Genomic DNA, 13459 nt, shown 5'->3' on the forward strand with positions numbered 1-13459 from the left:
CCGGCCCGCACGGCACCCGCCGCCGGCCGGCCCCGACGCCGCGGGCGTGGGCGGCGCGACGAGATGCGACCGCGCCCCGGGCGTGCATACGATCGGTCGTGCACGCCCGGGCCGTCGCACCCCGCACGGCCGGGAGTGGTTCGATCCGGGGAGGCGCTTGCCGGTGCCGGCCGCCCGTCGGCTGATGGTGGTCCTCGTCGTGGTGGTCGGGGTCTCGACGGGCCTGTACATGACCGTCACGCCGTCCCGTACGGCTGCCTGGGCCGTCACCGGGCTGAGCGCGGCGGCGGCCGTCGTCGCCGGGGTCCGTCTCCACCGGCCCGCACGTCACTGGCCCTGGTACGCCCTCGCCGGCGGACTGGTGTGCCTGACCGCCGGGGACACCGCGTACAACGTGCAGGAGTCCTTCCTCGGCGCGTCCAACCCGTTCCCGTCACCGGCGGACGCGTTCTACCTCGCCATGTACCCGCTGCTGACCGCGGGGCTGTTCGGGCTGGTGCGCTACCGCTGGCCGGACCGTGACCTGCCGAGCCTGCTCGACGCGCTGATCATCACCGCGGGGCTGGCGCTGCCGGTGTGGGTGTACATGATGCAGCCGCTCGCCCGGCAGGAGGGGCTCGCCTGGCAGGACCGCGTCGTCAGCGTCGCCTATCCGCTGGGCGACATCCTGGTCCTGGCGATGCTGGTCCGTCTTCTCGCGCCGTCCCCGGGCTCCCGCCGCAACACGTCCGTACGGCTGCTGGTGCTGGGCACGGTCGGGCTGCTCGCCAACGACATCCCCTACAGCGTCCTGCAGTTGCACGACGCCTGGCACGTGGGCACCCTCGGCGACTCAGGCTGGGTCGTCTTCTACGCGGCGTGGGGCCTGGCCGCCCTGCACCCCTCCATGGTCGAGCTGACGGAGGTCGCGGCACCGCCGCAGTCGCTGCTGCCGCCCTGGCGGAAACTGGCGCTGCTGACGGCCGCCACGCTCGTACCGCCGCTGGTCCTGATCGCCGAGGAGACCGCGGGCCGGGTGCGGGACGCGACAGCCCTGGCCGTGTTCTCCGGTGTGCTGTTCCTGCTGGTCATCCTGCGGCTCGCGGTGATGGTCGTGGCCCACCGCAAGGCCGTCGCCCGGGAGCAGGCGCTGCGGGCCGCGGCCTCCCCGCTCGTGGCGTCCGTGTGGCCGCAGGAGATCGAGCGGGCCTGCGACCGGGCCGTCGACGCCCTCTTCGGCCCCAGGGTGCCGCACGCCCACCGGCTGCTGCCGCCGCGGGACGCCGACCGGCTCTACGAACGCCTCGCCCGCTCCCCCGCCCTGTCCGGGACGCGCCGCCCGGCCAACGGGAGCGGCCCCGCCCGCGGCGACCGGGCCGCCCTCGTGCGCCGGTCCACGCTGCTGGTCCCCGTCCCCGCGCTCGGGCCGGAGCTGGCCGCGCCGCTCGACGGCCTGCCGCACGCCCTGCTGTGCCCGCTGACCCAGCCCTCGGACGGCACCCTGCACGGCGTCCTGCTGGCCGCGGGCCCCAGACAGAACCTCACCGAGATGCGGGGCTCCCTGGAGCTGCTGGCCTCGCACGCGGCGCTCGCCAGCGAGCGCCTCGCCCTGCGGCGGCAGATCATCCGCCGGGAGAGCGAGGCGTACTTCCGCACCCTCGTGCACAACGCCTCCGACGTCATCCTGATCGTCAACGGCGACAGCACCGTCCGCTACGCCAGCCCGTCCGCGGAGGCCGTGTTCGGCACGGCCGACCTGACCGGCCGGCAGCTGCCCGACCTGGTCGCGCCGCAGGAACGCGCGCGCGTGGTGCGGACCCTGACGACGCTGCGCTCCCTCGGCCGGCAGGAGGCCCAGGACCACTGGTGGGTGGAGGGCGACAAAGCCCGTATCGAGGTGGACGTGCGCTGCCGGGACCTGCGCAAGGATCCGACCGTCGGCGGGCTCGTCGTCACCCTGCGGGACGTCACCGAGCAGCGCCAGCTCGAACACGAGCTGACCCAGCGGGCCTTCCACGACTCGCTGACGGGGCTGCCCAACCGGACGCTGCTGCTGGAGCGGACCGAACGCGCCCTGCTGCGCGGCCGGCGCGAGTCGACGATCACCTGCCTGCTCTTCATCGACCTCGACGACTTCAAGATCGTCAACGATACGATGGGGCACTCCATGGGCGACCGGCTGCTGTGCGCGGTCGCGGAGCGGCTGTCGGCGACGCTGCGCCGCAGCGACACCGCGGCCCGGCTCGGCGGCGACGAGTTCGCGGTGCTGATGGAGGACGCCAAACAGCCCCTGGACGCCGAGCTGCTGGCCGCGCAGGTCATCCAGCGGCTGAGCCGGCCGTTCCAGCTGTCGGTGGAGTCGGTGAGCGTGTCCGCCAGCGTGGGCGTCGCCACCGCGCAGGACAGCACCGACGCCGAGGAGCTGCTGACCCTCGCCGATCTCGCCCTGTACGCCGCGAAGGCCGCCGGCAAACGGCAGTGGCGGCGCTTCCAGCCGCAGCAGCGCAGCCGTATGCTGCGCCGCCACGATCTACAGGTACGGCTGGACACCGCGCTCGCCCGGCACGAGTTCGGGCTGCGCTACCAGCCGGTGGTGGACATCCGCGCGGGCGAGATCGTCGGCTTCGAGGCGCTGGCCCGCTGGCCGCGGCTCGGGCAGGACGCGGTGCCGCCGGGACAGTTCATCCCGCTGGCCGAGGAGACCGGCCGGATATCGGCGCTCGGCTCCTGGGTGCTGCGCAACTCCACCGCGGACATCGCCCGCCTGCAACGCAGGCGGCCCGGCGCACGGCCGCCGTACATCAGCGTCAACGTCTCGGCGCGGCAGTGGCGGGACAACGGCTTCCTCGACGAGGTGTGCCGGGCCGTGGAGTCGGCCGGGCTCGCCCCGAACACGCTTCAGCTGGAACTCACCGAGTCGGTGCTGATGCAGCGCACGCCGCAGATCGACGGGCTGCTGCGGGCGCTGAAGGACCTCGGCGTGAGCATCGCCGTGGACGATTTCGGCACCGGTTTCTCCTCACTGCGCTATCTGCGGGACTTCCCCATCGACGTCCTGAAGATCGACAAGTCGTTCATCGACGAGATCCCGTCGGACCCGCAGCAGGTCGCCCTCGTGGAGGGCATCGTCCACCTCGCCGACACCCTGGGCCTGAAGGTGATCGCCGAGGGCATCGAGACACAGGAGCAGAAGCGGCTGCTGTCGGACATCGGCTGCCCGTTCGGACAGGGCTTCCTGTTCGCGCGGCCGATGACCGTGGAACAGAGCGAAGCCGTCCTGCACCACGGCAACGACGCCCGGCCGGCACCGGACGGCTGAGCGGACAGGGAGCACCACCATGCACGCACCAGCGGCCGAACTCCCCGCGGTCCTGAGCGATCCCCGCTGGCGGGACCTGGAGCGTCTGCGGCGCACCAGCCCGATGAGCGACGCGGTCCTCGACGAGGTGCGCGGGCGGCACATCCGCAGCGGCGACCACTGGCTGATCGACTTCGCGTCCTGCAACTATCTCGGCTTCGACTGGGACCCGGAGATCATCGCGGCGATCGAGCCCGCGGTACGCCGCTGGGGCACCCATCCCAGCTGGTCGCGGCTGATCGGCAACCCGCGGCTGTACCCGGAGATCGAGGAGCGTCTGACGGCGCTGCTCGGCGCGCCGGACACGCTGCTGCTGCCGACCGCGACACTGATCCACGCGTCGGTGATCCCGGTCCTGGCCGACGAGGGCCATGTGTTCGTGGAGGCCCGGGCGCACAAGACGGTGTACGACGGCTGTGTGGCGGCCCGGGCGCGGGGGGCGACCCTCACCCGGTTCCGCGCCGACCGGCCCGACGAGCTGGACTCCCTGCTGGGCGCGGCGGACGGCACGGGGCCGCGGCTGGTGTGCCTGGACGGCGTGGACAGCATGACCGGGAACAGTCCCGATCTGCCGCTGCTGGCGCGTGTCTGCCGGGAGCGGGGCGCGACGCTGTACGTGGACGACACGCACGGGTTCGGCGTCATCGGGGAGCGGTCGCAGAGCGAGCCGTGCCCGTACGGCTCACGCGGCAACAGCGTCGTACGGCACACCGGGGAGAGCTACGACGGGATCGTCCTCGTGGGCGGTTTCTCCAAGGCGTACTCCTCGCTGCTGGCGTTCCTCGCGCTGCCCACCCCGCTGAAGGACCGGCTGAAGGTGGCCGCCGGCCCGTACCTGTACTCGGGTCCGTCCCCGACCGCGTCGCTGGCGACGGTGCTGGCCGGGCTGGACGTCAACGAGCGGCGCGGGGACGAGATCCGCGCCGATCTGTACCGCAAGACGCTGCGGGTCGTGGAGCACGTCCACGCGCTCGGCCTGGACACGCCGTGCGAGCAGGGCTTCCCGATCGTGGAGCTGCCCCTCGCCGACGACGGGGACCTGGACGAGGTGGTGCGGCTGCTGTGGGACCGGGGCATCTATGTCACGGTCGCGGCCTATCCGCTGGTCCCGCGCGACCGGGTGGGTTTCCGCGCGCAGATCACGGCGCTCAACTCCGACGAGGACATCGACCGGCTCGACGACACGCTGACCCTGCTCGCCGAGCGCGGCGCGCTGCGGCTGAAGAGGTGACGACGGCATGCCCGCGCGGCCTCCCCGCCCGCTCGCGGCCCGGCCGCCTCCGCGCGCCGCCGTACCCGCCGCGCCTGTCCGCAACGCCGACGTGGACTGGGACCGGTGGCCGGTCGAGGACTATCTCGCGGAGAACTACCGCGTGCTGCACCCGTGCGACGCGGCGGTCATCGCCCATCACGCCGCGTTCTACCGCACGCTGCGCCCGGGCTCGGTCGCCGGCGCGGTGGAGTTCGGCGCCGGACCCAACCTGTATCCGCTCATGCTGGCGGCGGCGGTGAGCCGCCGTGTGGACGCGGTGGAGGCGGGCGCGGCCAATGTGGCGTATCTGCGGCGGCAGTTGCGGCGGGGACCGGACGCCGCGTGGGGGCCGTTCCACGCGCTGTGCCGACGGCTGCTGCCGGCGGTGCCGGCCACTCCTGCCGGGGCGCTGGCGGCGGTGCGGGTGGTGCACGGCGACGTACGGGCCGTGCCCGGGGGGTCGTACGGGCTGGGGTCGATGCATTTCGTGGCGGAGAGCGTGACCGAGGACCGGGCCGAGTTCGAGGCGCTGTGCCGGGTGTTCGCGGCATGCGTGGTGCCCGGCGGGCCGCTGGTCGCCGCGTTCATGGAGAACATGCCGACGTACCGCATCGGCCGTGCCTCGCGCTGGCCGGGCTGTCCGGTGGACGCGGACACGGTCAGGGCGGTGTTCGCGCCGCTGACCGAGGAGCTCGCGGTGACCCGGATCGACGCCGATCCGACGCTGCCGGACTACGGGGACTCCGGGATGGTGCTGATGACAGCGCGAACGCGGTCCCGATCAGGGCGAGGTGGCTGAACTCCTGCGGGGCGTTGCCCAGTTGGCGGCCGGCGACCGGGTCCCACTGCTCGGCGAGGAGCCCGACGTCGTTGCGGATCGCGAGGACCCGCTCGAAGACGTCGCGGGCCTCGTGGAGGCGGCCGGTCGCGGCGAGGGCGTCCGCGAACCACAGCGAGCAGGAGACGAACGTCCCTTCCCGGCCTGCCGTGCCGTCCCGGGCGCCGTCTCCGGCCGTGTAGCGGTGCAGGAACCCTCCCTCGTCGAGGGCGGCGGCGGCCCGTACGGTGCCCTGGACGCGCGGGTCGTGGGCGGGCAGGAAGCCGAGCGCGGGCATCAGCAGCGCCGACGCGTCCAGCACGGAGGAGCCGTAGGACTGCACGAACGCGCCGAGGCCGGGGTCGAAGCCCCGCCGGCAGACCTCCCGGTGGATGTGGTCGCGCAGGGCCCGCCACGCGCCGGACGGGCCGTCGCGGCCGAGGTGCCGGGCCATGCGGACGGCCCGGTCGGCGGCCACCCACGCCATCACCTTGGAGTGCACGAACTGCTGCCGCGGACCGCGGGTCTGCCACAGCCCCTGGTCGGGGTCGGCCCAGTGCCGCCCGAGGTGACCCATCAGCGCCTCCACCACGCCCCACACCCGCGCCGGCATGGGGATGCCCATGCGCAGCGACAGCCACAGGGTGTCCAGCACCTCGCCGTAGACGTCCAGCTGGTACTGGCCGGCCGCCGAGTTGCCGAACCGCACCGGCCGGGACTGCTCGTAGCCGGGCAGCCAGGGCGCCTCGCTCTCCGGCAGCAGCCGCTGCCCGCCGACGCCGTACACCGTCTGCAGGTCGGTGGGGTCGCCCGCGATGGCCCGCAGCAGCCAGTCCAGCCAGGCGGTGGCCTCCTCGCGGTAGCCGCTGCGCAGCAGGCAGGACAGGGTGAGGGTGGAGTCGCGCAGCCAGCAGTAGCGGTAGTCCCAGTTGCGGTCGCCGCCGATCCGCCCGGGCAGCGAGGTCGTCGGGGCGGCGACGATACCTCCGGTGGGGGCGTACGTGAGGGCCTTCAGCGTGATGAGGGAGCGGACCACCGCGTCGCGCCAGGGGCCCGTGTAACGGCACTGGGCGGTCCAGGACCGCCAGAAGCCGCAGGTCTCCTTCAGCGCCGTCTCGGCGGGCACGTCCAGCGCGGCCGGCGGGCGGGGCAGATGCGACGGCGACCACGCGAGGGTCAGTGCGAGGCGCTGTCCGGCGTGGACGGTGAAGTCCAGCACGGTGGAGCCGTCGTCACCGCCCGGCACGGGCCCGCCGGTGTCCGGCACGGGCGTGTCGGTGCTGAGCCACACGGCGTCGGGTCCGGCGACGGCGAGCACTCCGGGCCCGGTGTCGCGGATCCAGGGAACGACACGCCCCTGGTGGAAACGCAGCCGCAGTTCGCTGCGGACGGGGACCGCGCCGCGCAGGCCCTCGACGACACGGATCAGGCAGGGGAACTGGGCGCGCGGCGGCATGAAGTCGGTGACCCGGACCGCCCCGCCGCCGGTCTCCCACTCGGAGTCCAGTACGAGCGTGTCGGGCCGGTAGGCGCGGCGTGTGCAGCGGCCGGCGCCGGCGGGGGCGATCCGCCACAGCCCGTTGTCGCGTGTGCCCAGCAGGGCGGCGAGGCAGGCCGGGGAGTCGAATCGGGGCATGCAGAGCCAGTCGACGGACCCGTCCCGGCCGACCATCGCGGCGGTCTCCAGGTCGCTGAGAAGGGCGTAATCCTCGATGGGAGAACTCATGATGGGGACCACGCCGTCATGCACTGTGCCGCTTTCCACCATACGCCCGTCACGGGCCGGGCACCCGGTGCGCCGAAGCCGCCCCCCGCCGGAGGCTCCGGGGTGCTGTCCGTGGCGGACGGGAACCGTCGGACAGGACCTAGGCTGGAGGCGTGGCCCGGATCCGGCGCGGACACCGTGGTGCGGCCACGTGGGCGGCGCTGCTCGTGTGGCTCACCTGGGCGTTGACGGCCACGGCCTGTGCTCCCTCACGGTCCGCGCCCGGTGTGGAGTTCGGCATCGCGTACGGCAACCGCCTGGTGTGGATGTCGGACCGGGAACTCTCCGCCGCCCTCGACGACGCCGTCACGGTCGGCGCGCGATGGGTGCGGGCCGACCTGTCGTGGGCGGACATCCAGCCCGTTCCGCACGGCGACTTCCTGTGGTGGAAGTTCGACCGGGTCGTCGGCGCCGCCGAGGAACGGGGACTGGACGTGCTCCCGGTGCTCGCGTACACCCCGCCGTGGGCGCGCCCCGCGGGCTGCGGCACGGACAAGTGCGCGCCCGCCGACCCGGAGGCGTTCGCCGCGTTCGCGGGGGCGGCGGCACGCCGGTACGCGCCTCGGGACGTCCACCGCTGGGAGGTGTGGAACGAGCCGAACATTCCCGTGTTCTGGCAGCCGGCCCCCGATCCCGCCGCGTACACCACGCTGCTGCGGGCGACGAGCCGGGCCGTGCGGCGGGCCGACCCGTCGGCCGGTGTCGTCCTCGGCGGGCTCGCCGCCCCCGACACCTCCGGCCGTGACATCTCGGCGCCGGACTTCCTCGCGGCCGTCCTCGCGCGGGGCGGCGGCCGGTCCGTCGACGCCGTCGGCTACCACCCGTACACGTACCCCGCCCTGCCCGGCACGGCGACGGGCCCGGCGCTGGACTGGGCGAGGATCGACCGCACCCGCGACAGCCTGCGCCGGCTGCTGACGGCGCACGACGCGGCGGACACACCGGTGTGGATCACCGAGTTCGGCGCACCGACGAACGGCCCCGGCCCGGCGTCGGACGGGCGGACCACGCCGGCGGGCGAGGAGCCCACGCATGTGACGGAGGGGCGGCAGGCCCAGATCGCGGCGGAGGCGGTGCGCACCGCGCGCCGCACACCGCTGGTGCGGACGCTGATCTGGTACACCGAACGCGACCAGGGCACCGACCGGTCCACACCGGAGAACTTCTTCGGCCTGCGCCGGTACGACGGAACGGCGAAACCCGCCTTCGGGGCGCTGCGCGACGCGATCGCCGCGCCGCACGGCGGGTGATCCGGCCCGGCTGGCAGGGGTGGGGCGGATGAGCAAGCATGGAGCCTGTACGGAATCGGGGACCTTCGCCGAAGCCATCACATGCTGCACGAGCCGGTCGCGATCTGCTGCTCCCCCGCCGCTTCGGAGCGGCTAGGGGTGCCCGTCCCGGGTGCGCGTGAACAGCGGCGCGGGGGCACGGCGTTGCCGCCTGCCCGTTCCGCTTCCGGCCGGGGGCGGTCGGGTGGTGGGCGTCCGTTCGGCGGCGGTCGTACCGTCTCGCGGCGCGGACTGCGGTCGGGCCGCGGTCCGTTCGCCGGCCGGGTCCGGTCCGGCCGTCGCCGGTTTCCCGAACGCCGTCCGTTTCCCGCACGCCGTCCTTTTCCCGCGCGCCGCTCGTCTCCGGTACGCCGCCCGTTTCGGCCGGGGCGCCCGGGTGTGGCGCTGATGTCCGCGCGCGACGAGGAATCCGGCGGTCCCTCCGGCCGCGGGGTGCTGCCGGTCCGGCCGGAGCACACCGCGCGGACCGCGATGACGCTCGGCGTGGCCGAGATCCTCGGCAAGGTCTCCATGCTGGTGCTGACCGTGGGCGCCGCCCGCATGCTCGGCGTGGTCGACTTCGGCGCGTTCTCCTACGCGCTGGCGATCGGCACCCTCGCGGCGGTGGTGCCGCAGTGGGGGTACGACATCACCGTCATCCAGCGGGCCAGCGCACGCCCGGACCGGCTGCGGGCACTCCTCGCCGGGCTGCTGGCGATGCGCACCCTGCTCATCGTGCTGGTCTTCGCGGTGATCGCCGGGCTGTGGGGGCGTACGTCCCTCTCCGGCGACCAGGGCACGGCGGCGGGGCTGCTCATCGTCGCGGCCGTGCTGATGGACACGTACACGGAGGCCTACCGGGCGGCGGCAGCGGCACTGCAACGGCAGCGCGTGCTGGCGGTCATCCACCTGGTGCAGCGGCAGCTGACGGCCGCGCTCGCGCTGCTGGCGCTGTTCGGCGGCACCGGGCTGACCGGTCTGGCGGTCGCGTTCTGCGCCGGTACCGTCGTGGGGCCGCTGCTGGCGGCGCTGTTGATGCGCCGCACGGGTTTCGCACCGGACTGGCGTGCCGTGTCCCGGGCGCGGCTGGTGGAGCTGAACCGGGGCACGTGGGTCATCGGTGTGGCGTCGCTGGTGCTGATGGTGCTGTTCCGTGTGGACACGCTGATGATCGCCTGGTTCGCCGGGGACCGCGAGGTCGGCATCTACGCCGCCGTGTACCGGCTGCTGGAGACCACGCTGTTCGTCAGCTTCGTCACGGCGCGGACCGTGTTCCCGCTGATGGCCGCCGACCCGGATCCCGCGCGTGTGCGGCGCTTCACCGAACAGGGCGTCAGCATGATGGCCGTCGTGTTCGCGCCGTACGCGGTGGTGCTGTGGTGCCGGGGGCACACCGTGCTCGGACGTGTCCTTCGCGGGTTCGGCGGCTCGGGCCGGTCACCGGTGTGCGGTGGTGGGCGCGGCCGAGGTGCGGCGGGAGCTGCGGGCCCCGTTGCGGCACGCGGTGGCCGCCGCGTTCCGGGAGGGCCGGGACGTGGCGCGCGAGGCGGACCGTCGCCGGCTGGTCGGCTGGGCGGTGCGGGCGGTGGCCGCCACGGTCGTCACGGCCCCGCCGGTGCGCGGGCGGCGCGAGGCGGGCTCGGCGGCCGGTGCGGTCCGGGCCCGGCCTGCGCGCCGGGTGCTGTGGGTGCCGGGCGTCGTGGCCGTCGCCCGGCTGTCGCTGCCGTGGGCCAGGGCGGCCCGCCGGGGTGACCCGCGGGTGCTGCCGCTGGTGCCGGGCGCGGTCAGGGCGCTCGACGTGGCGTGGGCGGCGGGGGTGCTGCGCGGCCTGGTGGAGCGTGCGGGCGCGGGCCGGCGGTCGCGGGCCGGCGGCGACGCCGAGGACGTGCGGCCGGACGGGCCGCGGCCGACGGCCGGCGGCACGCGGCCCTCGTACGGCACCGGAATGGGCGACTTCCCGCCGGGCACCGGCCGTTCAGGCCGGCGTCCGCTGCCGCGCTCCGGTGACGGGGGCGGAGAACGATGACGCGGGCCATGGTGCTCGACCGGCACACCGCGCTCGGCGTGGGCACGGCGATGGTGGCGACCGCTGCCGGGCTGTGGGTGTCCGGGCGGAGCATGCCGCTGGGCCTGGCGGTCCTGCTGGGCGTGCCCGTGCTGGTGTGGCTGACGGTGGCTGCCGTGCAGCGGCCGGTCCTCGCCGTCAGCGCGGTCGCGTTGATCCCCATGACCGGCAACGTCGAGGTGCCGCTGTCGACGCATCTGTCGAAGGTGCTCATCGCGGCGGCCGTGGTGGTGGTCGTGACGGCGCGGGTGCGCGGTCACGGGCAGCGGCTCGGCTGGTCGCCGATCGCCGCGCTGCTCGCCGCGCTCGTGGTGTCGGCGCTGCTGTCCACCCTGACCAGCTTCGACGTCCCCAGCTCGCTGCGGCAGGACGCCAACTATCTGATCGGGCTGGCCCTCGTCGTGGCGATCGTCATGGCGACGGTCGACGTCGACGATCTGCTGATGCTGGCCGTGTCGGTGAGCGTCGGCGGTGCCGTGCTGTGCGCGACGGCGCTGACGTCGGTGTCGGATCTGCGGGCCGACTACGACGCGACGCTGGTCGTGAACCGGCCCAGGGGCATTTTCACGCAGCCCAACCAGCTCGGTATGGCCGCGGCGATCGTGCTGTGTTTCAGCGTCGGCGTCAGCGTGCTGGCGGCCCGTCGGCGACGTGCGCCTCTGGCCGTGCTCACCGGGGTGTGTGCGGCGCTGGCGCTGGCCGCGCTCGTGCTGAGCCTGTCCCGGGGGGCGTGGTTCGGCGCCGGGCTGGGGCTGGTCGTGCTGGCGGTGCTGCTGCCGGAGGCACGGCGCCCGCTGATGGTGTCGGTGACGCTCGGTCTCGCCGCCGTCGTGGGCTATGTGGCGACCCGGCCGCAACTGGCCGCTCGGAACATCGTCACCGAGCGGCTGGAGTCCATCGTGAGCTGGCGCAGCAATCCGTACGACGAACGGCCGGCGCTGTGGGGTGAGGCGATCGACCAGCTGGTCGGGCATCCCGTGCTGGGCACCGGGCCGGACGCGTTCCCCGCCGCCGCGAACCAGGGGGCGACGGTCACTCCGGCACGCGGCTGGGATCACGCGCACAACCTGTTCCTCGGTCTGGGTGCCGAGCAGGGGGTGCTGGGGCTGACGCTGCTCGCCGCCGTCATGGGTGTCGGCGCGTGGGAGGCGTTGCGGAACCGGCGGATGCCGGATCGGCCGCCCGGTGAGGGCGGGGCGCGTGAGCCGCCGGTGCTCGCGCTGACGGTGCGGAGCGTGTCGGCGGCGGCGACCGCCGCTCTGACCGCCGTGCTGGGTCAGGGAGTGGTCGACTATCCGCTCCGCAACCCGGTCCTTCAGGTGATGACGTGGCTGGTCATCGGTCTGCTCGCCGCGTGCGCACGCGTGCGTTCGGCGCGCCGGGACGGTGACCCGAGTGTGGGACGGTCGACATGAACAAGGACACACCGACGACGACGTATGTGCGGCCCGCCGCCCGCCGCAGGACCCGGGACGAACGGGCCGGGGCCCCGGACGAACAGGTCAGAGCCCCGGACGGTCACGTCGGGGTACGCGACGGGCAGGCGGGCGCGCGGGACGCCCGGGACGGCCGGGGCCACCCGAGCCGTCGCCGGCGGATCATCGCGGCGCTGGTGTCGGGGCTGCTGGTGCTCGGCATCGGGCTGCTCGTGATCGAACTGCTGCCGACCCGCTACGTGGCCACCTGCACGGTGTCGTTCTCGCCGCGTACCCAGCTGAACGTCGACGCCGCCGCGATCCGTCTGGTGGCGCAGAAATACGCGGTGGTGGCGGGCTCCACGCCCACGGTCGACCAGGCGGCGCGGGCCACGTCGCTGTCGTCGGACGAGCTGCACGACGCGCTGTCGGTGGCGCAGCCGTCCGACACCAGCAACCTCACCATCAAGGTGTCGCTGTCCCAGCGTGACGAGGCCGCGCGGGCCGCGAACACCATCGGGGCGATCGTGGCGCGCGACGCGGCGGACGACCGGTTCGTGTCGGCGTCGGTCACCGGCCCGGCCGCGGCGGGCTCGGCCGAGGTGCAGCCGTCCCGTCCGCTGCTGCGCACCCTGGCGGTGGCGGCGGCCCTGCTGGTCGCCGGATGGGTCGCGTACGCCGTCGGCTACCTGGACCGCAGGTCCCGGGGGCGGTCGTGAGGCGGGCGCCGGCCCCGGACGGTGCGCGGACGACGCTGCACCGTCCGCCGGTGCTGATGTATCACGCGGTCGGCGTCCGTACGGCGGCGCACGATCCGCACAATCTGTTCGTACCGCCGGACACGCTGCGCCGGCAGCTCGGTTCGCTGCTGGAGCGCGGCTGGCGCCCGCTGACGCTGACGGAGTACCTGCGCGGCGATGGGCCGCGGCGCAGTGTGCTGGTGACGTTCGACGACGGCTATCAGCCGTTCCTGGAGGAGGGGCTGCCGGTGCTGCGGGAGCTGGGGGTGCCCGCCACGGTGTTCGTGCTCAGCGGGCTGCTCGGCGGGCGGTCCCGCTGGATGCCGGAGATGCCCGACGAGCCGCTGGTGGACGCCGACGGGGTGCGGGAGCTGGCGGCGGCGGGCCTGGACGTCGAGTGCCACGGCTGGGACCACCCCCGGCTGCCGGGCGTGGACGCGCGGACGCTCGCGCTGAACGTGACGGAGGCGGCACGGGTGCTGGCCGGGCTGACGGGCCGCCGTCCTCTCGCGTACGCCTATCCGTACGGCGACCATGACGCGGCGGCGCGGCGGGCGGTCGCGGAGGCGGGGTTCCGGGTGGCGTTCGCCGTGCACGAGGGGGCCGGGAGGTTCGCCGTGCCGCGTGTGGACATCACGTCCATCGACACGGATGTGACGTTCCGGCTGAAGACCTGGCGGGTGTATCCCGCGATGCGCCGCCTCTCCGGCCGCGTCCCGGCCGTACGGTCCGGGCTGCACTCGCTGATCGGCCGCGCACCCCGGCCGTGAGACCGCCCGCCCCCGGCCGTGGGACCGCAC

General features: G+C 74.3%; 9 protein-coding genes and 1 pseudogene. 9 read left to right on the top strand and 1 reads right to left on the bottom strand.

The features are described from left to right. The first annotated feature begins 163 nt into the window (after positions 1–163). The 3 genes and pseudogenes from MTQ10_RS02000 to MTQ10_RS02010 all read left to right on the top strand — a co-directional run. Positions 164–3298, top strand: a complete 3135-nt coding sequence (locus tag MTQ10_RS02000; RefSeq protein WP_247461532.1) for a putative bifunctional diguanylate cyclase/phosphodiesterase — start codon at positions 164–166, stop codon at positions 3296–3298. A gap of 19 nt (positions 3299–3317) precedes the next feature. Continuing rightward, complete coding sequence (locus MTQ10_RS02005) at positions 3318–4568, top strand: aminotransferase class I/II-fold pyridoxal phosphate-dependent enzyme (RefSeq protein ID WP_247461534.1); 1251 nt, start codon at positions 3318–3320, stop codon at positions 4566–4568. 7 nt (positions 4569–4575) lie between these two features. Beyond that, a pseudogene (locus MTQ10_RS02010) lies at positions 4576–5364 on the top strand (class I SAM-dependent methyltransferase); the annotation flags it as partial. On the opposite strand, the gene MTQ10_RS02015 reads toward MTQ10_RS02010, so the two are convergent. After that, on the bottom strand, positions 5249–7132 hold the full coding sequence (locus MTQ10_RS02015) for a glycoside hydrolase family 15 protein (RefSeq protein WP_247461536.1): 1884 nt from the start codon (positions 7130–7132) through the stop codon (positions 5249–5251). The pseudogene MTQ10_RS02010 and the gene MTQ10_RS02015 sit on opposite strands and share 116 nt — an antisense overlap. Before the next feature lie 152 nt (positions 7133–7284). Between MTQ10_RS02015 and MTQ10_RS02020 the strand changes: the two genes are divergently transcribed. The 6 genes from MTQ10_RS02020 to MTQ10_RS02045 all read left to right on the top strand — a co-directional run bounded on the left by MTQ10_RS02020 (position 7285) and on the right by MTQ10_RS02045 (position 13429). Continuing rightward, positions 7285–8421: a cellulase family glycosylhydrolase gene (locus MTQ10_RS02020; RefSeq protein ID WP_247461538.1), complete on the top strand. Its 1137-nt coding sequence runs from the start codon at positions 7285–7287 to the stop codon at positions 8419–8421. 426 nt (positions 8422–8847) lie between these two features. Beyond that, complete coding sequence (locus MTQ10_RS02025; RefSeq protein ID WP_247461540.1) at positions 8848–10191, top strand: oligosaccharide flippase family protein; 1344 nt, start codon at positions 8848–8850, stop codon at positions 10189–10191. After that, positions 10127–10465 carry a hypothetical protein gene (locus tag MTQ10_RS02030; protein WP_247461542.1) on the top strand — a complete coding sequence of 113 codons (339 nt, stop codon included), beginning with the start codon at positions 10127–10129 and terminating at the stop codon, positions 10463–10465. Before MTQ10_RS02025 ends, MTQ10_RS02030 begins: the two co-directional genes overlap by 65 nt. Next, entirely contained in the window at positions 10462–11919 is a 1458-nt protein-coding gene (locus MTQ10_RS02035; RefSeq protein WP_247461543.1) for an O-antigen ligase family protein, read from the top strand. Before MTQ10_RS02030 ends, MTQ10_RS02035 begins: the two co-directional genes overlap by 4 nt. Next, positions 11916–12638 (top strand): hypothetical protein, encoded by a 723-nt coding sequence (locus MTQ10_RS02040; protein ID WP_247461545.1) that lies wholly within the window; start codon positions 11916–11918, stop codon positions 12636–12638. The genes MTQ10_RS02035 and MTQ10_RS02040 overlap by 4 nt, the downstream gene beginning before the upstream one ends. A gap of 56 nt (positions 12639–12694) precedes the next feature. Further along, positions 12695–13429, top strand: coding sequence for a polysaccharide deacetylase family protein (locus tag MTQ10_RS02045; protein WP_247461551.1), 735 nt, complete (start codon positions 12695–12697; stop codon positions 13427–13429). Positions 13430–13459 lie beyond the last annotated feature (30 nt).

It is taken from the genome of Streptomyces sp. XM83C, from assembly GCF_023072675.1.
In the GTDB taxonomy this organism is placed as follows: domain Bacteria; phylum Actinomycetota; class Actinomycetes; order Streptomycetales; family Streptomycetaceae; genus Streptomyces; species Streptomyces thermocoprophilus.